Genomic DNA, 20626 nt, shown 5'->3' on the forward strand with positions numbered 1-20626 from the left:
GGGTTTCCATCGCAACTGTAACGTCGCGCGGTTCCGGGCACCTGGGGTGCCCGTCCAACAGCCTTAACTATTGGCTTCGTCGCGCAATTCACGGCGCAGGATTTTGCCGACGTTGGTCTTGGGCAATTCCTCGCGGAACTCATAATGCTTCGGAACCTTGTACGCGGTGAGTCGCTCCCGGCAGAATTCCTTCAGCTCGTTCTCGGTAACACCCTCGGCAGTCGGAACCAGGAACACCTTGACGGCTTCACCGCTCTTGGAGTCCGGAATACCAACAGCAGCGCACTCAACAACCTTGGGGTGACTGCTGACCACATCCTCAATTTCATTCGGGAATACGTTGAAGCCGGAGACGATGATCATGTCTTTTTTGCGATCAACGATCCGGATGTAGCCATCTTCCTGAATCAGTGCAACGTCACCGGTTTTCAGGTAGCCGTCCTCGGTGAACGACTTCTGCGTATCCTCGGGACGCTGCCAGTAACCACGCATGACCTGCGGCCCCTTGACGCACAGCTCACCCGGTTCACCCAGCGGCGTCTCGTTACCATCATCATCAATGGTCTTGATCATGGTGGACGGAATCGGAAGCCCGATGGTGCCCAACTGGATCGCCACATGCGGATTGAAAGTAACGACGGGCGAGGTCTCGGTCATGCCGTAGCCCTCGGAGATCTCACAACCTGTCACCCGCTCCCACATCTTTGCGGTGTCGCTCGTCAGGGCCATACCACCCGAGGAGGTCAGTTTGAGGCTACTGAAGTCAAGATTGCAGAATTCCTCGTTGTTGCAGAGCGCAACAAACAGCGTATTCAGACCAAGGAACGCCGTGAACTTGTGGTTTTTGAGCTCTTTCACGAACCCCGGAATGTCACGGGGATTCGGGATCAGCACATTGTGCGCGCCCGCTTCCAGCATGATGCCGCAGTTCAACGTGAAGGAGTAAATGTGGTAGAGCGGCAGAGGCGCAATCACTACCTCCTGACCCTCGACAACGATGTCCCCCATCATTGGGCGGGTCTGCAGCAGGTTCGCCACCAGGTTGCCGTGGGTCAGCATGGCGCCCTTGGCGACACCGGTGGTTCCCCCCGTGTACTGGAGCACGGCAATATCGTCTTTCTTGCACTCTACCGGTGTGAACTTTTCACGGGCACCCGCGCTGAGTACCGCCGGCAGCTTGTGAGCACCGGGGATATTGAACGGCGGCACCATCTTTTTCACGTGCTTGATGACTGTGTTCATCAAGGTGCGCTTGATCGGCGAATGCATGTCGGCGATCTCGGTGATGATCACGTGCTCAACACCGGTGTGAGGCAGAACTTTCTCGGCATTCTCGGCCATGTTGGCAAGCACCACCAATGCCTTGGCGCCGGAATCGTTAAACTGGTGCTCCATTTCCCGGGTGGTGTACAGCGGGTTGGTATTCACCACAATCAAGCCCGCCCGCATGGCGCCGAAAACAACCACAGGATACTGGCTTACGTTGGGCATCTGGACGGCGATACGATCACCAGGCTTCAGGTCGGTCTTGTTCTGCAGCCAGGCGGCGAAGTTACGGCTCTGGGTGTCCAGGTCACGGTATGTGAGAGTCGCGCCAACAGCACTGAAAGCCGGACGGTCCGCGTATTTCTTTACGGACTGCTCGAACACTTCAACCATACTGCTGTACTTGTTCAGGTCGACCTCGCGGGGAACACCGGCGGGGTATTTGTCCTGATAGAACTGCTCCAAATCCATCACCATCTCCTGTTTGGCGTTTCTGATTGTAATGTTCACCAATGCAAAGCTGATCAAAAATCAACCCTACAAAAGTCTCAGCCTCAAAAAAGAGGGGAGAGAATAGCAGTTTTGTTAACGATGAGGTAGTTTTCAGAAAACAACCCTGAACACCTGTACTTGAATGACAATCGTGCGGAGCACACCATGAGCGACACCCTTGATACCCTTGAAAATATCACCTACGACGAGTTGAACGAGGGCGACAGTGCCACCTTCACGCGGACCCTGTCGGAAGAGGAACTGGTGCTGTTCGCTGCGGTTTCCGGCGATGTGAATCCGGTCCATCTGGACTCGGAATTTGCCGCCGAGTCCATGTTCAAGGAACGGATTGCCCATGGCATGTGGAGTGGCTCACTGATCTCTGCCGCGCTGGCCACCGTTATGCCGGGACCGGGCACGATTTACCTGGAACAGAGCCTTGCCTTCAAGCGTCCGGTAAAACTGGATGATACGCTGACGGTAACACTCAGTGTTCTGAGAAAAGAGCCCAAAAAACGGGTGGTTTTCCAGTGTGACGTACAAAACCAGAATGGCCAGAAAGTGGTATCCGGAGAGGCCAAGGTGATTGCGCCGACGGAAAAAGTCTCCCTGCAAAAACCCCGGCTGCCCAAGATCACCATTGAGGGATAACACGTTCCGGTGAATCGGGGGAACAGGGCTATCCCGTTCCCCCGTTACTACCCCGGCAGGAAGTCGATGGGAAACCGGACCTTTCGTGTTTCGACGTTGTCCGGGCCAAAGTTGAACAGGCGTACTCTCATGGCAATCCTCTGCTCCAGAGAAGGGTTCTCCAGTTCCGAGCTGACAACCTGACACGCGGAAACAGAACCGTCCGGCTCAATTACCAGCTCAAGCAATACCTTGCCTTCCAGCGTAGGATCCTGCCGCAACTCCCGTCGATACAGTGAATACAAGGCGGTCTTCTGCGCATCGAAGACCTTCCGTATGTTGCTCATCGCGCGTTCACCGGTCGTCGGCTTCGCAGGTACAGTCTTTGTCACCTCCTGAACGGCTGGTTCGGGGGCCACCTCGACCTTCTTCACCCGGTGCCCCTGAACCGCAACCGTCGCATCAGGCGCCGCGGCATCCTCAACGCCCCCACTGCCCTTCAACACATCTCCCGCACCAGCCGCTTCGGTCCCGGATAGCGGCCCGTCCGCACTGGCGTTTGCATGCATCCGTTCGGTGACAACATCGTCCACCTCTCGCAATGACGCCAGTCGATCTTTCATCGCCAACAAACCCGAGCGAGATGCCTTTTCGCGAGCCTGCTCAACGCTTTGCTGCGTCGGCCTGGGCTGAACCGGATCGGGGGCGGGTTGCGCAACCTCCGGCGCGGGCGGATCGTGACGCTGCTCAGCCGTTTTTTTTGGTTCCGGCTCAATTTCCGGTTCAATTTGCGGTTCAGGCTCCGGTTCCGGGCGCACAGGGTCAGGGAGCTTGACCGGCTCAGGCCGCTCAACCAGGCGCGCCAGTTGAGGCGGAACCTTCTCGGCCTGGGAGCGCTCGATCTCTGGAACGTCGAGAATCGGAATCAATACGGCCAGCGGCAGGAAGACAATTGCCACCAATGCGGCAGTCAACGCGAATCGAGTGTGTTCTCCCTTCGCGGACCGCCACGGCAGTCCCATCCCCTGTTCCAGTGCATCCCGGGCTTCAGCCATTGCGCACCTCCGCCTCGACAGCCAAACGAACCTGCCGGAATTGCTCGTCAACGCAGGTCTGCATGATTTTGCGCAACAGTCGGTAGTCGGTATCCCTACCCGCCATGATCGTTATTTCCAGACCCTGTTCGGGAATTTCCGACCACCTGCCCCGGCGATAGGCGAGCTCATTGGACAAGCCCGGGATGTGCGTATCGCTGGTTTCAATCGCACTCAGCCGTGCCACTTCCCGGCCCTGAACCAGAATGGAGCCACCGGTAACCTGGACCGTAAGATTCTCCACCGCGGCCTGTTTGGCGGAAGATTCCGGCAACGGCACGTCCGCTGTATTCTGCATGACTTTGACGTCGGACGAATTAACCATCAGAAAAAACACCAGGATGGTAAAAATGTCCATGAGCGAGACCAGATTGAGCCCCCCCGCCTTGTGCATCCGACCATAATGACGCTGAATCCTGCGGGCCTTTCGTGAGGTCTTCATGCGCCCTCCCCGGAGTCAGAACCCTCTCGGCTTGCCAGCTCCCTGTTCTCCGGAGCATCCATGAGCGCAACGTCCGGGAAAAGCTCGCCTTCGACGACACTGGCAGCAACCACCGCTGGGTATGACCGGACCGTATCCATGGCGGTTACCAGGGTCTGGTAGTCGATATCCGGCCCGACTTCGAGCACAATGTCGGTCTTGTCCGGGACACGGCGTTTTATCTGCTGCAATACCTGCCTCAGCCCCACGAAATCCTGCTCGCCATCGGTAACCGGCAATGCCCTGATAACGCCGTGCTTGCTGTCGGCGATTTCCATACCGTCAGGAATCAGGGTTACTACCAGCTTGAGCTCCTTCGGCGTCAGGTCCTCTGCGCTCCCGGTCCCTGGAAAATTCAGTTCAATCATCCTGATCTGGCTGAACACCATTCCCAGCAACAAGACAGGCACCAGCACAATCATCAGGTTCATGAACGGCGTAATATCCAGCTCTGGAGAACTGGCAAACTTGCGATGTCGGCGTCTCATACAGGGTTACCCACGCTGTTTTCGACCCAATATCCGTTTCCCAGCATCAGGCAACGGCACCCTGGCTTTTTTGATCGGAGATGATATTCAGCAATTTGACGCCGGCCATCTCGAAGCTGTCCACAATCTCATTGGTGCGGGTTTGAAGTAAGGCGTGGAACATCAGTAGTGGGATGGCGGACATCAGCCCGAATGCCGTGGTATTCATGGCTACGGAGATACTCTCGGACAACAGGCTCGCCTTCTGTGAGGGATCCGCCGCCGCCACAGCGGTAAACGCTGAGATCAGCCCGATAATCGTACCCAGCAGACCCAGCAAGGTTGCAACATTTGCCAGGGTTGCAAGGTATTGCGTTCGTTTTTCCAGCCTCGGGAGCACCTCCATCAAGCCCTCCTCCATGGCGTACTCAATGTCCTCCCGGCGGCTGTTATTGAGCAGACGGCCGATGCCCGCGCCCATGATTGAGGCGATAGCACTGTCAGAAGTGCTGGCTGCCTTCATTGCACGATGGTAATCCCGCTTCTGGAGAAGTGGCAGGATTCCCTTTTCGAAAGCCGTACGGTTTCGGCGCCGGACCGACGCAAGGTAGAAAAAGCGTTCGAGGGTAATAGCGAGACCGACTGCAAGCACCACCGCAATGGGGTACATGAAAGGGCCGCCATCCTGAAAAAACCTGATCACTGTATCCAGCATGTTTGTTCTCCGTCGTTACTGCGTCGTCACGGCTGAATCCCGACCGGGACTCAGAACCAGGGGATTAAGAGTTTTCCGGAACACCCGGTGCTGCTCCAGCGTGACCGGATTAACCGGTTGGACTAGTTCTGGCGCCTTGTCTTCCAGTGCCTGCCTGGGCCTTCGTGGCAGGCTTGGTGCCTGCCACGGAAGAATGTAGAGAACACGGGGATTGTCCTCACCGATACTCGCTGAAATACCCTCGACCGTGAGGGTGGTCCGGTCAGATCGGGAATCGCCGGCAGAAGCCGATGCCGGCGAAGCAGCGATGCTGGACACCGGAAATAGTGCGATCCAGGCGAAGAACGTCAGCCAGGGTTTGCCGTTCAGGGTTCGGTTCGCCATCACTTAATCCAGCCTTCTTTGCAGGTCAGCAATCCATCCGGCCACCACTTTGTCCTCCACTCCGGAAATCTCACGGTACCTTTCGTAATGGGTCAGGGCTTTTTGAAGATCCAGCAAATACAACTCGGCAATCACAGCCAGGTTGTAATGCAACTCGGCCACCTCTGGTGAATAGCGCAACCCTCGCTCTAACAGTGACGCGGACTCGGCAAACTTCTTCTCTTCTTGCAGCAGTACCGCGAGGTTGTTAACCACAACCGGGTCTTGAGGATTGAGTTCGACTGCCTGTCGCCAGGCCTGTTCAGCCGCGCGTTTACGGCCCTGCTCATAGGCCTGTTTACCCTCTCGGGCAAATTCCAGCGCCAGCTCCGGACTGACGGGTTCCGATTCCTTCACGACCGGTCCCGAGCAGGCTGCAAGCACTCCGACACAAAGCCCCACGAAAACCTGGCGGACACCCCATCTATCAAGCATCATCACTGGCCTCCAATGCCCATGTCATCCAGCGGACCGAGCGGTCATAACGACCGGGATTCATGTCGGCCAGCACCCCAAGGCTTTTGCCAATCCAGGCATCGTAACCCTGGGCGGCGATGCGCTGATGGTTCTCGGAATGAAGTCGAATCGCCTTCTCTTCGAAAGGAAAGGCTTCCTCTTCCAGCAACATTTGATATTGCATGGATTCCAGTTCGTTCAGGTCGGTGGGCACGGCTGATCCCATCAGGTCCCGGGCGAGTACGCGATAGAGTTCGGCGCGGCGGTAGAGCGACTCGGATCGCATCTGCTCGCCACCGAGCTTTTCCGCATCCAGGAAGCGTTGCCGTGCGCTTTCCAATGCCCGCTGCTTGCGATCAAGGGACTCCGGTAACGGATGGGTTAATGACATACCTGAAAAGCTCGCGGCAGCTCTTGCACCGAGTGCCATGGAACTCCGGGCTGCCCAGGCAAGTGTCTGTTCCGAGTGCCAGGGGCTCGCCAATTCGCGATCAACCAGCTCCTGTTGCAGCTCATAACGGTCGCTTACGCTCTCCATGAGCCGGTGCCGCATTGTCTGCATCTGGAGGTGTTGGCCGGCGGTATCGGCATCCGAATGAGCCGACAGATAGTCCCGGTACAGGGCGTTTCGGTTCACGGTCTCGCCTGCCTGATGGAACAGGTCAGCAGCCCTCAGTTTTAAAGGCCAGGGATCCTCAGCGTTTCCAGCCGCGTTCAACAACTCCGTGGCGGCGGAAGCCGGTTGGTTTGACGCGACATAGGCGTGAACCAGCTTGGCACTAACCTCCTCGGTCAATGGATGGCCCGGAAAATCCTGACGGAAGCGATTGAGCTCGTTGATGGCCGGGTACAATTGAGAGGCTTTCAGCAGTGCGTTGGCGGCGTCATAGCGGCCTCTGGTGGCGATTTCTGAATTCGGTAACGCAGCGCCCACCCGCTTGAAATGGTCTACAGCGATTTCAGTATTGCCATTCGCCGCAGCCAGTTCGCCCTGCCGATAAATCGCCGTTGCCATCTGCTGCCTGACCGATGCGCCGGCGTCCCTCTCCAGCCCCTCAATCTCGTTTTCCGACATGATTTCCAGGACCTGCTTCCAAGCTCGTTCCGCAAGCCCATACTCACCCTGCTGCTGCCGAACTTTGGCCAAGGTGAGCCAGGCCGGGTAGCGTTCGGTCGCAGAGGCACGCTCGTTCGCGACGGTTTTCTCTCCGTAATGAAGGGCGCGTTTTGCATCGCCCTCCGTGAACCATCGTGCTGCCAGATCCGCCGTCAAACCGGGGAGACGGGGATCGTCAGAAAAACGCTCGGCAAAACGCTCAGACTCCACGGAGAGCGCTGCCAGATCCGGCTGGAATTCAGGTGTTCGACGAATGTCGTCAACGCCTTCTCTGAGCAGCACCACAGCCGCCCATCCGGCATCAGCGGCCTCGCCATATTCCTCTTCGGCATAGGCGGCGTTCTGAAAACCTGAAAGGGCTGCAGCATACTCCCCGGACTGCAACCGGGCATCACCCGCCAACCTGAGCAAGGCCCCCGAAGGGGCGCTACGTTTCGCCAAAGCCTCGTAGTAGCCAGCTGATCTGGAAAATGCCTCCCGGGCTTTCGAATAGGAGCCACCTTTGGATGCCGACGAGCCCCGTTGGTAATAAAAGTCCGCCAGACGCCGGCTGAACCGCTTCCAGCGCTGCTGATCGGAGTTGGAAAGACTGTCGTACTTTCCGGGCGCGCTGAACATGGCCACGTAGTCCGCCCGCGCGGCCCGCGCCCTTGGCAAATCGCCTGCGCGCTCCCAGACCTCCGCAATCTGAGCCATGAAGAGAGCGTTCATCGGGTGATCCGGGGAATAGCGAACAAACGCCCGGTTGGTGTCCACGCTCTCTGAAAACTCACCACGGATCGCATAATAGTCGGCAAGCCTGTCAAACAGCAGATACGCCCAGTGCCTTTCTGGTGCCGTATCAAGCCACGCCATGAGACTGCCGGGCCCCGTCTTCCTGGCGGCCATCAAGGCCAGAACACGAAAGGTATCGTCAATGGTATCGACACTGGACTGGTCAACATCACGGATGCTTTCCGGGGTCGGTAAAAACTCATCAAGTACGGAGAGGAAGGTTCTGGCTGAACGCTCCCAGGCCGAGGGACCCTGTTTGAATTGACTCCAGCCCAACATGTATCCGGCTTTCGTCCTGAGCGGGCCCTGCTCTTCGGATTCAATCAAGGTGAGATAAACCGATTCCGCCTCGGCGTGGTCGCCAGCGGAGAAAGCTGATTCGGCAATTCGGAACCGGGCCTCAGGCACCAGTTCGGAGTCGGGGTAAAGACCAACGAGCTGCTTGAGACGTTCGATGGATTGTTCGGCCTGTCCCGTGAGTGCATGCGCCTTGGCCATCTGGTAGAGCAGTTCGTCCAGTCGACCGCTGAAAGACCCACGGGACAGAATGGACTCGTAACTGTCGATCACCTCCCGATACACTCGCTCTTCTTCTGCGGGCGAGAACCCTACGTCCTGTCCGGAACGATCGCGGATATTCGCGAGACGGTTCAGCGCATCAATCCGCACTTCCGGCTCATCCGAGGAATCGAAAAGGCGCTGATAGCGACGCGCGACCTCGGCGGGCGAAATCGCCGGCAACGGCCGGGATTCAAACTTGAGAAATACCGGGCGCATGTCGCCAATTGTCTCCCCGTCCCGGCCAAGCTCCACCCGGAACGAGTCCTGCGCCAATGCCGGACTGGCTATCTGTGAAAAGCATAGGAGAGCAGGAATCAGACACTTCACCGATTGGCCTCCTCCAGGTTTTCCAGAGCAAGGTACTCATAGAGGTGAGCTATCTGCTGTTCGGTCTTGTCGAGCGAAAAGGCCATCCGCCGGTCCTGCTCTGCCACATAGTCCAATGCCCGCTTGTCCAGAAGCCTTTCAGCCTGCTGGCCCAATTGGTTAACCCTGGCCTGATAATCCTCTGTTTGTGTCTTCAGCGCTCGGGCGTGGCGAAGCTGCTGCTTGAGCACCGACGGACGTTCCTGAGCGCGGGCTTCAAGGTCGTCGAGGCTGCTGGCAGACAGGGTAAGCGTTTCGGATAATCGGCGGATCTGCCCCTGCTGAACCGAACTGAGTCCGGACACGGCCAGCCGCTCGAGGGTCTTCTCCAGAGACTCTTGTTTGCGTTTTAACGATGAGGAGACCTCTCCCCGTTGGCCATCCAAAGTGGCTAACTGTTCCTCAAGAGCCTCAACGAACACCGCCAGGTCGCCTGTTTGTTGAGCCAGAATCCGGTTAAATTCATTAAGATCAGCGACCCGTCTCACACTTTCCTGAGCGGCCGGTTGCTCAAGGAACTCAAAAAGATAGGCCATTCGGGGTTGCGTTAATGTGCGGCTGTCTGCCAGAAACCACTCAAGATCGGAGTTCCGGGCATCCCCCACCAAGGTTTTGTAGGCGCCTTGTTGACGAATGCGGTCAGCCAGTTTCCGAAGCGTTACCCGCTCGCTCTCATAAGCGGCATTCGCGGCCAGATAGGCTTCTCCTGCCTGACCGAGGTAACCCGAGAGATCGAAACCGCGACCCATGCCGATCCAGGCCTCAGCAACCCCCGGATAAGCGAGTGGAAATTTTTTCGCCCGGTGCCAACTCTGCATTGAAGCGCGGTGATTTCCTTTCCCCGCCAGTGCAAGCCCGTGGAGATAAAGCGCCTGTGGAGTGCTGTAACTGTCAAGCGGCACCTTTTCCAGAAACCCTATAGCCTTGTCATGCTCTCCATTCTGCAAGGCCAGATAACCTGCGCGAACGAGCAAGCGGCTTTTCAGGTGACTGTTGCGCTCAACAAAGCTGTCTTTCTCTGCCATGGCCAACGCGACACGAAGAGCTACCAGCGCACGTGTCGGATTCAGATCCTGCCTCGAATAATCGCTGGAAAGATTGAGGTAACCCATTGCCGCCCAGTAGCCCTCTTCCATCCCGGCCAGAATCTGCCCGGCTCTATCCGTCCGCCCCGCTGTTCGGGCAAGCTCGGCCAGTTCATAGGATGCCTCTTCCCGGGTCTCGCCAAATCCGAACCGGGCGGCCTTTTCAAACCACTGCTCCGCTTCGGTCGACTTGTCTCGAGCCAGCATAATCCGGCCGACCAGCAAGGCAGCTTCTCCGCGATGGTGCTGCCCATCAGCAACCTGCCTGAGCTCTGCCAAGCCCTCATTCGCTCGACCAGTACTCAGTAACAGCTGTGCCCGGAGGAACGCCGCTGACTCCCCCTGCAGGCTGTCCACAAAACCCATTACAGGGGGCAACTGGTCGGTCGCCAGCGCAAACCGGACCAACCCGGACTGGAGTTCACCCGGCGTTCCGGCGGTGGCAGCCAGATTCAACGGTGCCGTAACACACAGCACCAGGCTGGAGATTATGCGAACGGCAGGCTTGAATATCGGGTGAGTCATGTGCAGCTACTTCCACTCCACAAACGACACCCGGGGCCCGTAGTTCGGTGCCTGCGCTTCCAGGCTCATCTGAAGCCGCAAGGTTCCGGGGCGTTTTCGGAACTGATGAACTGTCTCGCGACGAACGAAATGGTCCTTCGCCGAACGTGCGGTGACGATCGCCTTGAGCTCATGCTCGCCAGTCGACAGGTTGCCAACGAACAGTTGCTGAATCCCCCCTGCCTCCAGGGACCCCCTTTCCTGCTCTGAATACAGGTGTGAAGCCACCGGTTGGCCATCGACAAACAGCTCTACAGAGTCCAAGTCCAGCGTTTCTCGATTCCCGAGTGTCAGGAAAACTGCCATTCGCGTATCGACAGGGTGGAGAAGCTCCTGCTCCAGAGAAAAAACACGCGCAGAGTGCTCTGAAATCTGAGCCCGCAGCTGCTCAATCTGCTGATCGATGGTAGAAGCCGCCGATACGGGAAGCATAACCAGACAGAAAATCCCGGGAAGGAACGCGCGCCAAGCGTTTATTCGGCGCTCTTTTGTTGGTTTTTTGCCGAACATAATCCCGTTTTTGCCTCCTGCCTTCCTGATAATGGACATCTTTTGTAACAAGCTGGCAGAAAGCGTAACACTTGGTAACTCGCAAGAACGGTATCCAGATCACCAAATGAAAAACAGCAGAAGGGAAATTGAAGGGGTGTCGACTTTTTTAACAGGGCTAGATAAGAAAGTGTGACAGTGTATTGTGAAGAATACGCGAGCGAAACCAAGACTCTGTTTTATGGCCACTTTCCATTTATGGCCTTGGAATTGCTTAGAACAAGTCACGGGGAAACCATGCCGGTCACCCCGTTTGATATGCCGAGCTTAGCCGATGCCCTCAACCGCATCGGCTTTTTTTATTTGCTCAGATGCTTCATGGCCGATTCAAGACCATCAATGGTCAGTGGGTACATGTGATCATTGACCAACTGTCGGGTCATACCGAGAGAGCCTCCGCTCCCCCAATAGCTTTCCGGCAGCGGGTTGAGCCAGACGACTTTGCGAAAATGATCTGATACCCGCTGGAACCAGGTTGCGCCAGCTTCCTCGTTCCAGTGTTCTATCGAGCCACCGGGATGCGAGATTTCATAGGGCGCCATCGTGGCGTCTCCCACAAAAATGACTTTGTAATCCGGGGAGTACTTATGAAGGATGTCATAAGTACTCGTGGTTTCATTCATTCGACGAATGTTGTTGGTCCAGACGCTCTCATAAATGAAATTGTGGAAGTAAAAATACTCCATGTGCTTGAACTCGAGTCTCGCCGCGGAGAACAGTTCCTCGCACACCCGAATATGAGGATCCATTGACCCACCAACATCGAAAAAAATCAGTACCTTCACCGCATTGTGCCGCTCCGGCACCATTTTGAGGTCCAGATACCCAGCATTGCGGGCAGTGGATCGGATAGTGTCATCCATATCGAGCTGGTCGGCCGCACCCTGACGCGCGAACTTGCGGAGGCGACGAAGGGCCACCTTGATGTTTCGGATGCCCAGGGTAATGCTGTCATCCAGATCCTTGAATGCGCGTTTCTCCCAGACCTTGACCGCTCGCCCGTGCCGGCCATTTTTCTGGCCAATACGGAAACCTTCCGGGTTGTAGCCATCCGCACCAAACGGAGAGGTACCGCCGGTCCCAATCCATTTGTTACCTCCAGCATGGCGTTCACTCTGTTCTTCCATGCGTTTCTTGAAGGTCTCGATGAGTTCCTCCAGGCCGCCCAGGGAGTCGATTTTGGCTTTATCTTCCTCGGACAGGTGCTTTTCAAATTCGGCGCGCAGCCAGTCGTCCGGAATCAGCATCTCCATCAGGTCATCAAGATTCTCGATGCCCTCAAAGTAAGCCTTGAACGCTCGGTCGAACTTGTCGAAGTGACGCTCGTCCTTCACCAGGCACAGGCGCGACAGATAGTAGAAGTCTTCCATGTCAGCAAACGCCAGACGATTCTGGAGGGCCTCCAGAAGGTCCAGGAATTCGCGCAAACTCGCGGGTACCTTCGCACGCCGCACTTCTAGAAAAAAATCAATCAACATAAAACGAGACTCTTGCTGAGTATCAGCTGCGACGACGGGCCATAAAGGCCAGCTTTTGCAGCAGGTGAACATCCTGCTCGTTTTTCACCAGTGCGCCATACAAGGGCGGCAGCGCAGAACTGGTGTCTTTCTCTTGAAGCATTTTCGCAGACAATTCATCCGCCATCAGCAATTTCAGCCAATCGATCAGCTCGGATGTGGACGGCTTCTTCTTCAGTCCCGGCACCTTACGAACATCGAAGAATACTTCCAGCGCATCACGAACAATTTCCTGCTGCAGGCCCGGGAAGTGAACATCGACAATGTCCTTCATGGTGTCGTGCTCCGGGAAACTGATGTAGTGGAAGAAGCAGCGACGGAGGAATGCGTCCGGCAGTTCCTTCTCGTTATTACTGGTAATCACGACAATCGGGCGCTGACGGGCCTTTACGGACTGCTGGGTTTCATAAACAAAGAACTCCATTCGATCCAGCTCCAGCAGCAGGTCGTTTGGAAACTCAATATCGGCCTTGTCGATTTCATCAATCAACAGCACAACCTGCTCGTCGGCTTCAAAGGCCTCCCAGAGCTTGCCCTTCACAATGTAGTTGCTGATATCTTTAACTTTTTCATCGCCAAGCTGGGAATCGCGAAGGCGGGAAACTGCATCATACTCGTACAGGCCCTGCTGGGCCTTGGTGGTCGACTTGATGTGCCAGGGAATCAACCGCATACCCAGTGCGGCGGCCATTTCTTCAGCCAGCAAGGTCTTGCCGGTTCCGGGTTCGCCTTTGATCAGCAGTGGTCGCTGGAGCGATATCGCCGCGTTGACGGCCATTTGCAGGTCATCTGTGGCTACGTAGTTATCGGTACCGGTAAACTTCATGTCTAAAATTCCTGTAGGTTACTTTTTCTGATCTGAATCGTCAGGTTTCTGCTGGGTCTCGTCGTCCGCGTGATCGGGATCACTCCCATCGTACTCGGGGAGCTCGTCGAATTCCGACAGATCGAAATCATCCAGTCCGAATTCATCCTCATCAGGCTCCGATTCTGACTCCCTATCCGAAGGCTGCATCTCATCGGTCACCTCGGGAATGTCTTCTGAAACCTCTTCGGTCGCCTCTTCTGGCGAAGCATCCGTGGCGGCAGCTACCTCTGGTTCCGACTTATCGTCCAGATCCGCTACGGTCTCCCGCTCGGCTGCGGCCATTGCCTGTTCCGAACGTTGCGCCTGACGTTTCCTCATCGCAAGCCAGATGACAGCCATCAGTCCAACTCCACCGACACCCGCGCCGATTGCCCAGACGGGAACCGGCAGAGCACTCACCGCATCGTCCTCCGGCACGGGAGATTCAGGGGTTGGAGGCTCAGCGACCTGCAACTCAGAGGCGTCGGGCTCCTCCACCTTGCTAACATCAATCGGACTTGTGATTAACGGCTCGGAATTTTTTGATGACTCCGACTCGGATTCCACTACCTGTCGTGCAGGATCAGCAGATGGCTCAGCTTCCGGTTCTCCCCCCACGGCCGCTTCTGGGGACTCGTCACCGGCTTGGCTCTCTGCCGTTGTTTCCGTGGAAACGAACCCGGTGCGAGTACTGAACTTCCTGCCGAAGGTTTGACCGTCGGCGATAACCTCTATTCGATACAGCCCGCTCGCCGGCAGCCGACCAATGGTATCCGCGTACACACCATCCTTCGGCGGTTCGTCACCGGAAAGCAGTTTGGTACCGCTCCGGCCGTCTTCCGACGTAATACTGAGCCGGACATCAAGGACCTGCAGGAAATCCCGGTTGGTAATTTTCTCGCCATTCTCGAAGAACGCAATTTCAAGGTCGATGGGGCTATCTTCAGAGAATGATGTCGGAACCGGGCTCACCGCCATACGCAGATCACTGACCACGGTAACGCGGCTGCCCTCACCCAACTCGCCATTAATACGCCACTCACCCGCCATCGGTTCGCTGACGGTCATCAGATCGTAACCGGCTTCCCGTGCCCAGCGGATTGATTCTGGCGGTTGAGCCAGAGTGATGGTGGTGCCATCCGGTCGAACCAGTTCGAGCTCTCGTGTCTCGCTGGTTTCCTGCTCGCCCCAGAATATAAGTGCGGTGTATTCGGTGACACCCTCGTCAACCGAGAAAGCATTTCCGACGATGGGTACCTGTTCCTGGGGAATGGCGGTGTTCAACGCCTCAAGGAAAGCCCGATTCAGGGCGTCTGCACTGTCAGCAACCTGGAACCGTCCGCCTGAGTCTCGGGCGAGCTGCTGCAGGAATTCTGCGTCCGCCTCCGAAGACAGGGCAATCGGGTGAAAGGTCGCGCCCTGCTTCGTCAGATCTGAAACCAGGGTATCCAGTATTCTGTTTTCCTCGCGCTGGTTGATGCTCGCGTCGTCCGAAACATCCACTTTGCCATCTGTAAGCAGAATGAAATGGGTTTCCTCCAGGACACCACCGGTATAATAGCTGTCGCTCGCAACCTCTATCGCTTTCCCAAGGTTGGTTCTGAGCGCTACCGAGTTGATCTGACCGGAACGCTCGATAGCCTGTTCGCGCCACTCAGTCGTCACCGCCCGGTGCGGGATCAGCATGTTTACGTACTGGCCAAAGGTCCACAGACCCGCCGTTGCTCCCTCCGGGATCATGCGCGCCAGAAGCCTTACGGCAGGCTGGCGCAGATTGTCCGGATCGTTGTCTTTCATTGACCCGGAAATATCAACGATGATCCTTACATCGGACTGCTCAGGAAGGTTCGGCGCGGAGACTTCCTGGGCGTGAACAGTCGCCGGGAACAGCGTGGCGGCAAGGAAAATCAACGTCAGCAGTCGTGGCATCTTCGCTCTCACGAGTTTGTTCGTTCAGCGGTTCCGCATCATTCCGTTAGCGTCGTGCCAGACGATAACGTACAAGATCCAGAATCCAGACCAAAAGCATCACCAGTCCTGCGATGCCGAGATTGAAGAGGGCCCTGCCTGCGGCATCCGCCTCTCCCAGAATCAGTTCATAGCCACCGTACAACCAGGCCGGTATCCACCAGCCGGCGAATTCCGGCGATTCCACCGGCGTCAGCAACAACGCCACCAGCGCTGCTAGAAGAAGAGTTCTCAACCCATAGATGGGTAGAAAGCGGAACAGGTGCTTCATCATGTAAAAGAACACAACGAAGGCAATAGCATAGGCGGCCCAGAAAATTCCATAGGCCAATTGTGCGTCGGTATCGATCATTAAATAATCCAGTGAATGATGTGTTCTTCCCAGTCCTCTTCAGGAACCTGATCCTCAGAGACTACCTTGTCTCGAATGGAAACCCCCGCCTCGTGAACGGAGGCAGGATCGCCACTGCGCAGGGGGTGCCAGTCCGCCAGCGGTCTGCCTTCAGCCAGGGTGCGATAAGCACACGTGTATGGGAGCCAATGGTAGTCGTTGACGGTATCCGCTGTCAGCACCGTGCACCCGGGTACCTTTTTCAATCGTTCGGAGTAGACGGTGCAACGACAGGTCGCTTCATCCATATACCGACACACCAGATCGGTATGATAGACCTCGCCGGTATCCTCATCCTCAAGCTTGTTCAGACAGCATTTGCCGCAGCCATCGCACAGGGATTCCCATTCGGTCGAATTCATCTCATGGAGGCGTTTTCGTTGCCAGAAGGGAATCTGGGCAATCATTTGTCGCGCTGCTCCAGCTTCTTGCGGAAATCGACCACGTAGCTGTCCTGCTCTTCCGGCATTTGCAGATAAAAATCTTTTTCCGCCAGTGCTTCCAGGACCTGCTTACCGGTCGTCCGCGCCAGTTTCCGATCCGGCGTCATGATCAGGTCCATTGAATGCACCGGCTGACCAAAAATGCCCCGAAGGCTCTCCGGGAGATCCTCCCAGGCCTGTCCCCGGCGAACGTAGATGTAGGTATCGCGTTTCTTGCTGCTGCGAAATACAGAAACAAATTCCCGTTCTTTCATGATGCCAGTAGTTCCTCTATATCCGCCCTGAATGGCGCCAGGATGCGCTCCCGCCACCCCTGGAAAAAGGGGTGGTTATCCAGACTTCGTTCCTGGACAACCTTTTCAAGACGTTTTCTTGGTGCCAGCAATTCCACCGGTATATCGGCTTCTTCCGCTGATTTTACGAACAGGCGCTTTAACAGTTTGAAGTACGCCTGCTGATCACGCGTTAGCGGAGGGGCGATCCGCTGAAGCCCGGAATTATCCGCCGTACGCCCCTTTTCAACAAGTTGCAGCAGGGTATCGCCGTATCGCCGCACGGCTCCGGATGGAATTCCTTGAATGTTCGAAAGTGCGCCGGTCGATCCCGGCATTTTTTCCGCAATAGCGATCAACAGGGGATCTCCCAATACGCGGTTCCGGGGACGGTCCCGGCGTTCGCATTCCTGCTCGCGCCATTTCACAAGCTCCCTCAATACCCCCTGCTGCTGAGGACTGAGCGTCCAGCCTCCGCGGAGCTTAAGGTAATGCTTACCGGGATCGTCCTGACGGGCCAATTCCTCGGCAAAACGCTCAGACTCCTCGCGGAAGGCTGAAATAAGCTCCCGCTCACGCAAACGCTCCTCAAGCCATCGGTACATCGGCTCCAGGAATCGAATATCATCCACTGCGTAACTCTGCTGTGCTTCCGACAATGGCCGGGACAGCCAGTCGGACCGGGTGGCCGACTTGTCCAGGGTCTCACCAAACAGAGTTTCTACCAGACGGGCATAACCGAGTGAAAAACCGGCGCCAGCCATAGCGGCCCCAATTTGCAGGTCCAGCACGCCTCTGGGCTGAATACCCAGCCACCGACGAAACAGCTCCAGATCCTCACTCATGGCATAGAGTAGCTTTGGCGTTTCGGGATCCGCCAGGACATCCCGGAATCGGGAAGATGCTTCGGCCACTTCCGGATCGACAAGACAGAACTCACCCCGGAGGCCGAGCTGCACCAGCCCGGGAATTGGATAAAAAGTATTAACCCGCTCGAATTCAGTATCGAGCGCTAACGGTGCGCCGCTGCCCTTCTCCAGCCACTGATCCAGAGCCGCCGGCTCCCGGAGCCAATGAATGGTGTCTGGTGCCGGGGGAACGTCAACAGCCGGATTCAAAAGTGTCATAGAAAAGCCTGGTGGTCTTTTATTCGGAGAGTGGCTTGCGGCCGCGGAAGGCGTGAGTCAGGGTGAAACCGTCCACGTAACCCAGTTCGCCCCCGACCGGAATGCCATGGGCAAGGCGAGTAATGAGGATATCGCGACCATCGAGCCGATCGGCAATATAATGGGCCGTCGCTTCCCCTTCGACAGTGGGGTTGGTGGCAAGAATAAGTTCCGTCACGCCCTCTTTGTTAACTCGATCCAGTAGGCGCTCAATCCCGATTTCTTCAGGTCCTACACCATCAATGGGCGAGAGATGCCCCATCAGCACGAAATAGCCGCCGCGATAGTCCCCCGCCTGCTCGATCGCCAGCAGATCCGACGGGCTTTCGACCACGCACAGGGTGCCGGTGCGTCGGGCCGAGTTTTCGCAGATACCGCATATTTCAGTATCGGCAAAGTTCTGGCAACTATCGCAGCGTCTGACGCCAGTCATGGCGCTGCTCAATGCATCGGAAAGACGGCTGCCCCCCGTACGTCCCCTCTCCAGCAGGTGAAACGCCATGCGCTGGGCAGTCTTCTGCCCCACTCCGGGCAAACACCGAAGCGATTCCACCAGTTCATCTACGAGCGGGCTAAAGGCCATGAAACATCCTCAAACTTCCGGACAACGAATGTAGCAGGGTTCAGAACGGCATCTTGAAGCCGGGAGGCATACCCATGCCTGACATCATTCCGGACATCTTGTCTTTCTGATTCGCCTCCACCCGGCGCACAGCATCGTTAACAGCCGCCGCCAGCAGGTCCTCTAGAATCTCCTTTTCTTCAGTCAGGAGCGAGGGATCAATCTCGACCTTGCGAACATCGTGGCGGCCGTTCATGGTGACTTTTACCAGTCCAGCGCCAGCTTCGCCGGTCACTTCCGCCTTGGCGATTTCTTCCTGCGCTTTCTGCATATCTTCTTGCATTTTCTGGGCCTTTTTCATCAGGTCGCCCATATTGTTCATCATGCTGCTATCTCCTGCTTGTCTCTATCGGCCGGATACTGTCTTCGACTACCCGGGCACCGAATCGTTCAACGATGGACTGCACGGCCGGATCCTTGCGAATTGACTCTTCAGCCGCCTGCTGACGAGCCTTCCGCTGGCGCTCTTCAAAGGCCGCCGGTGTATGGGGCCCAGGGTTACCCGGCTCCACACGTAAATCAGTAGTAGCGCCAAAGCGATTTCTCAAGCCGGTCAGAATCTTTTCTTCATGTCGCGCGTTCAGGAGACGCGCATGGCCGGCATCAATGGTCAGGACAACGGTATCTCCTTGCCATGACAACGCCCCGTGGCTGGCCAGATTTCCCGGCATGCCGACGATGCCCAGAGACCTGAAATCCCGCTCCCACACAAACTCGCCACCCGATTGCGGAACCGGTTCCTGCTCCGGCGGCGTGGAGGACTCAGATTCCTCTGGACGCAACGCTTCCGGCTCCGACTGCTCATCCGATGCAGAGGGCTCGTAATCTGGGAGAGGTTCAGACTCCACTGGTTGAATGTCGGGCTCACGCTCGGTCTCCCTCGCCAGCTCCTGTCCGGATTCAGGCTCAGGTTCTGGCTCGGCGGCGGCCTGCGCGTCGAGACTGGCGAGCCAGGAATCGTCGTGGGAGTCGTCGGTCGGGGGCGACACTGTGGCCTGTTCACTTTCATCCACACCGTCCCCGGCGACCTCACTGACCGGATCACGCGTGCTGTCGTTCGCAGGCTCGGGCTCATTAGCAGGTGCGGGATCAACAGGCGCACTGGGCTCGCCTCGTGGCGCGGGTGCGGGGTCGGGTTCATCCCGGGCTGCCCCAGACCCGGCCTGTCCTCCGGAGCTTACCGCGGGCGGCTCCCGTCGGTCGGCACCGGGGCGAAACGCCAGCATGCGCAACAAGGTCATCTCGAAGCCCATACGCGCGTCCGGCGTAATGGCCAGATCCTTGCGCCCCATCAAAGCTGCCTGATAGAAAAGCTGGGCATCCTCGGCGCTCAATTTGCGTGCTAATGTCTGGACCTGGGCAGCATCGCCCAGGGCATTGTCTGCAGTGCCCGGCACCACCTGCTCCATGGTCACCCGATGGAATAGTGACAGCAGGTCAGCAAGAATGACGCTGTAATCAGGCGCAAAGTCCGAGATCCGGTTGATTTCGGACAACAGTCCCGGGCCATCCCTTTCAACCAGCGCCTGCACCAGACGCTCTACATCCCGCTGATCAATGGTACCCAGCATGTTGCTGACATCGCTTGCCGCCAGCTTCTGGTTCCCGAAGGCAATGGCCTGATCCGTCAAGCTCAGGGCATCACGCATACTGCCGTCAGCTGCCCGGGCCAGAAGCCACAGGGCTGGATCTTCGAAAGAAATCTGCTCTTCGGTGAGGACGTGCTGAAGGTGACCGGCAATATGCTCCGGCGTCATGCGTTTGAGATTGAACTGCAGACAACGGGACAGCACCGTCACCGGCAGCTTCTGGGGATCGGTGGTTGCCAGCAGGAATTTTACGTGTTCCGGGGGCTCTTCCAGGGTTTTCAGAAAGGCATTGAACGACTGATTGGTCAGCATGTGAACCTCGTCAATGAGGTACACCTTGTAGCGGCCACGGGTGGGCGCATACTGAACATTGTCAGTGAGTTCCCGCATGTCGTCCACGCCGGTTCTGGACGCGGCATCAATCTCAATCAGGTCGACAAACCGGCCTTCCTGGATCTCAGTGCAACTTGAGCACTCCCCGCAAGGCCGTGGAGTAATCCCCGTCTCACAGTTCAGGCATCGTGCCAGCAATCGACCAATGGTGGTTTTACCGACACCCCGGGTACCGGTAAACAGATAGGCGTGGTGCAGGCGCTGGTTCTCCAGGGCATGAATCAGTGCCTGGAGCACATGTTCCTGACCCACCATGTCTTCAAACGTTCGGGGTCGCCATTTACGGGCAAGTACCTGGTAGCTCATGATCCGTCAACTGCAGTGAAAAACGGGCTTAACCTTAGCATGGACCCGACTTGAGAAGAAGCAAAGATCGAC

The 20626-nt window shown here is 56.8% G+C and carries 21 protein-coding genes; 1 reads left to right on the forward strand and 20 read right to left on the reverse strand.

Annotated elements, in window-relative coordinates:
* Nucleotides 1–63 precede the first annotated feature (63 nt).
* Complete coding sequence (locus KZO34_RS01740; protein WP_219472736.1) at nt 64–1737, reverse strand: AMP-binding protein; 1674 nt, start codon at nt 1735–1737, stop codon at nt 64–66.
* 186 nt (nt 1738–1923) lie between these two features.
* On the opposite strand from KZO34_RS01740, the gene KZO34_RS01745 reads away from it, so the two are divergent.
* Entirely contained in the window at nt 1924–2409 is a 486-nt protein-coding gene (locus KZO34_RS01745) for a MaoC/PaaZ C-terminal domain-containing protein (protein ID WP_219472737.1), read from the forward strand.
* 47 nt (nt 2410–2456) lie between these two features.
* On the opposite strand, the gene KZO34_RS01750 is transcribed toward KZO34_RS01745, so the two are convergent.
* The 19 genes from KZO34_RS01750 to dnaX all read right to left on the reverse strand — a co-directional run bounded on the left by KZO34_RS01750 (nt 2457) and on the right by dnaX (nt 20554).
* Nucleotides 2457–3443, reverse strand: a complete 987-nt coding sequence (locus KZO34_RS01750; protein WP_219472738.1) for an AgmX/PglI C-terminal domain-containing protein — start codon at nt 3441–3443, stop codon at nt 2457–2459.
* Entirely contained in the window at nt 3436–3924 is a 489-nt protein-coding gene (locus KZO34_RS01755) for an ExbD/TolR family protein (protein ID WP_219472739.1), read from the reverse strand. Before KZO34_RS01755 ends, KZO34_RS01750 begins: the two co-directional genes overlap by 8 nt.
* Nucleotides 3921–4451 (reverse strand): ExbD/TolR family protein, encoded by a 531-nt coding sequence (locus KZO34_RS01760; protein WP_219472740.1) that lies wholly within the window; start codon nt 4449–4451, stop codon nt 3921–3923. Before KZO34_RS01760 ends, KZO34_RS01755 begins: the two co-directional genes overlap by 4 nt.
* A 46-nt stretch (nt 4452–4497) precedes the next feature.
* The gene (locus KZO34_RS01765) at nt 4498–5145 is read right to left on the reverse strand and encodes a MotA/TolQ/ExbB proton channel family protein (RefSeq protein ID WP_219472741.1); all 648 of its coding nucleotides are present in this window, start codon (nt 5143–5145) and stop codon (nt 4498–4500) included.
* A 15-nt stretch (nt 5146–5160) separates the two neighbouring features.
* Nucleotides 5161–5529, reverse strand: a complete 369-nt coding sequence (locus KZO34_RS01770; protein ID WP_257900137.1) for a hypothetical protein — start codon at nt 5527–5529, stop codon at nt 5161–5163.
* Between the two features lie 3 nt (nt 5530–5532).
* Nucleotides 5533–6006 (reverse strand): tetratricopeptide repeat protein, encoded by a 474-nt coding sequence (locus KZO34_RS01775; RefSeq protein ID WP_257900138.1) that lies wholly within the window; start codon nt 6004–6006, stop codon nt 5533–5535.
* A complete protein-coding gene (locus KZO34_RS01780) occupies nt 5996–8803 on the reverse strand; it encodes a tetratricopeptide repeat protein (RefSeq protein WP_308318750.1) in 2808 nt (935 codons plus the stop codon). Before KZO34_RS01780 ends, KZO34_RS01775 begins: the two co-directional genes overlap by 11 nt.
* Nucleotides 8800–10452 carry a tetratricopeptide repeat protein gene (locus tag KZO34_RS01785; RefSeq protein ID WP_219472742.1) on the reverse strand — a complete coding sequence of 551 codons (1653 nt, stop codon included), beginning with the start codon at nt 10450–10452 and terminating at the stop codon, nt 8800–8802. Before KZO34_RS01785 ends, KZO34_RS01780 begins: the two co-directional genes overlap by 4 nt.
* 6 nt (nt 10453–10458) lie before the next feature.
* Nucleotides 10459–10923, reverse strand: a complete 465-nt coding sequence (locus KZO34_RS01790; protein WP_219472744.1) for an AraC family transcriptional regulator — start codon at nt 10921–10923, stop codon at nt 10459–10461.
* Between the two features lie 416 nt (nt 10924–11339).
* Nucleotides 11340–12518 (reverse strand): vWA domain-containing protein, encoded by a 1179-nt coding sequence (locus tag KZO34_RS01795; RefSeq protein WP_219472746.1) that lies wholly within the window; start codon nt 12516–12518, stop codon nt 11340–11342.
* A gap of 22 nt (nt 12519–12540) precedes the next feature.
* Nucleotides 12541–13383, reverse strand: coding sequence for an AAA family ATPase (locus KZO34_RS01800; RefSeq protein WP_219472747.1), 843 nt, complete (start codon nt 13381–13383; stop codon nt 12541–12543).
* Nucleotides 13384–13401: 18 nt separating this feature from the next.
* Nucleotides 13402–15333 carry a VWA domain-containing protein gene (locus KZO34_RS01805; RefSeq protein ID WP_219472749.1) on the reverse strand — a complete coding sequence of 644 codons (1932 nt, stop codon included), beginning with the start codon at nt 15331–15333 and terminating at the stop codon, nt 13402–13404.
* A gap of 46 nt (nt 15334–15379) precedes the next feature.
* Nucleotides 15380–15724 (reverse strand): hypothetical protein, encoded by a 345-nt coding sequence (locus KZO34_RS01810; RefSeq protein ID WP_219472750.1) that lies wholly within the window; start codon nt 15722–15724, stop codon nt 15380–15382.
* Nucleotides 15724–16170 carry a YcgN family cysteine cluster protein gene (locus KZO34_RS01815; RefSeq protein WP_219472751.1) on the reverse strand — a complete coding sequence of 149 codons (447 nt, stop codon included), beginning with the start codon at nt 16168–16170 and terminating at the stop codon, nt 15724–15726. Before KZO34_RS01815 ends, KZO34_RS01810 begins: the two co-directional genes overlap by 1 nt.
* A complete protein-coding gene (locus KZO34_RS01820; RefSeq protein ID WP_219472752.1) occupies nt 16167–16460 on the reverse strand; it encodes a YcgL domain-containing protein in 294 nt (97 codons plus the stop codon). The genes KZO34_RS01815 and KZO34_RS01820 overlap by 4 nt, the downstream gene beginning before the upstream one ends.
* Nucleotides 16457–17605, reverse strand: coding sequence for a ribonuclease D (locus tag KZO34_RS01825; protein ID WP_219472753.1), 1149 nt, complete (start codon nt 17603–17605; stop codon nt 16457–16459). Before KZO34_RS01825 ends, KZO34_RS01820 begins: the two co-directional genes overlap by 4 nt.
* Before the next feature lie 19 nt (nt 17606–17624).
* Entirely contained in the window at nt 17625–18227 is a 603-nt protein-coding gene (recR, locus tag KZO34_RS01830; protein WP_219472754.1) for a recombination mediator RecR, read from the reverse strand.
* Nucleotides 18228–18267: 40 nt separating this feature from the next.
* The gene (locus KZO34_RS01835) at nt 18268–18591 is read right to left on the reverse strand and encodes a YbaB/EbfC family nucleoid-associated protein (protein WP_219472755.1); all 324 of its coding nucleotides are present in this window, start codon (nt 18589–18591) and stop codon (nt 18268–18270) included.
* 4 nt (nt 18592–18595) lie between these two features.
* On the reverse strand, nt 18596–20554 hold the full coding sequence (gene dnaX, locus KZO34_RS01840; RefSeq protein ID WP_219472756.1) for a DNA polymerase III subunit gamma/tau: 1959 nt from the start codon (nt 20552–20554) through the stop codon (nt 18596–18598).
* Between the last annotated feature and the right edge of the window lie 72 nt (nt 20555–20626).

Source organism: Marinobacter sp. F4206 (assembly GCF_019392195.1).
GTDB lineage: Bacteria > Pseudomonadota > Gammaproteobacteria > Pseudomonadales > Oleiphilaceae > Marinobacter.

What these genes read in the sequence shown, in the direction of transcription:
- KZO34_RS01740 (WP_219472736.1), bottom strand. Translation starts at nt 1,737, where the DNA reads ATGGATTTGGAGCAGTTCTATCAGGACAAATACCCCGCCGGTGTTCCC.
- KZO34_RS01745 (WP_219472737.1), top strand. Translation starts at nt 1,924, where the DNA reads ATGAGCGACACCCTTGATACCCTTGAAAATATCACCTACGACGAGTTG.
- KZO34_RS01750 (WP_219472738.1), bottom strand. Translation starts at nt 3,443, where the DNA reads ATGGCTGAAGCCCGGGATGCACTGGAACAGGGGATGGGACTGCCGTGG.
- KZO34_RS01755 (WP_219472739.1), bottom strand. Translation starts at nt 3,924, where the DNA reads ATGAAGACCTCACGAAAGGCCCGCAGGATTCAGCGTCATTATGGTCGG.
- KZO34_RS01760 (WP_219472740.1), bottom strand. Translation starts at nt 4,451, where the DNA reads ATGAGACGCCGACATCGCAAGTTTGCCAGTTCTCCAGAGCTGGATATT.
- KZO34_RS01765 (WP_219472741.1), bottom strand. Translation starts at nt 5,145, where the DNA reads ATGCTGGATACAGTGATCAGGTTTTTTCAGGATGGCGGCCCTTTCATG.
- KZO34_RS01770 (WP_257900137.1), bottom strand. Translation starts at nt 5,529, where the DNA reads ATGGCGAACCGAACCCTGAACGGCAAACCCTGGCTGACGTTCTTCGCC.
- KZO34_RS01775 (WP_257900138.1), bottom strand. Translation starts at nt 6,006, where the DNA reads ATGATGCTTGATAGATGGGGTGTCCGCCAGGTTTTCGTGGGGCTTTGT.
- KZO34_RS01785 (WP_219472742.1), bottom strand. Translation starts at nt 10,452, where the DNA reads ATGACTCACCCGATATTCAAGCCTGCCGTTCGCATAATCTCCAGCCTG.
- KZO34_RS01790 (WP_219472744.1), bottom strand. Translation starts at nt 10,923, where the DNA reads ATGCTTCCCGTATCGGCGGCTTCTACCATCGATCAGCAGATTGAGCAG.
- KZO34_RS01795 (WP_219472746.1), bottom strand. Translation starts at nt 12,518, where the DNA reads ATGTTGATTGATTTTTTTCTAGAAGTGCGGCGTGCGAAGGTACCCGCG.
- KZO34_RS01800 (WP_219472747.1), bottom strand. Translation starts at nt 13,383, where the DNA reads ATGAAGTTTACCGGTACCGATAACTACGTAGCCACAGATGACCTGCAA.
- KZO34_RS01805 (WP_219472749.1), bottom strand. Translation starts at nt 15,333, where the DNA reads ATGCCACGACTGCTGACGTTGATTTTCCTTGCCGCCACGCTGTTCCCG.
- KZO34_RS01810 (WP_219472750.1), bottom strand. Translation starts at nt 15,724, where the DNA reads ATGATCGATACCGACGCACAATTGGCCTATGGAATTTTCTGGGCCGCC.
- KZO34_RS01815 (WP_219472751.1), bottom strand. Translation starts at nt 16,170, where the DNA reads ATGATTGCCCAGATTCCCTTCTGGCAACGAAAACGCCTCCATGAGATG.
- KZO34_RS01820 (WP_219472752.1), bottom strand. Translation starts at nt 16,460, where the DNA reads ATGAAAGAACGGGAATTTGTTTCTGTATTTCGCAGCAGCAAGAAACGC.
- KZO34_RS01825 (WP_219472753.1), bottom strand. Translation starts at nt 17,605, where the DNA reads ATGACACTTTTGAATCCGGCTGTTGACGTTCCCCCGGCACCAGACACC.
- recR (WP_219472754.1), bottom strand. Translation starts at nt 18,227, where the DNA reads ATGGCCTTTAGCCCGCTCGTAGATGAACTGGTGGAATCGCTTCGGTGT.
- KZO34_RS01835 (WP_219472755.1), bottom strand. Translation starts at nt 18,591, where the DNA reads ATGATGAACAATATGGGCGACCTGATGAAAAAGGCCCAGAAAATGCAA.
- dnaX (WP_219472756.1), bottom strand. Translation starts at nt 20,554, where the DNA reads ATGAGCTACCAGGTACTTGCCCGTAAATGGCGACCCCGAACGTTTGAA.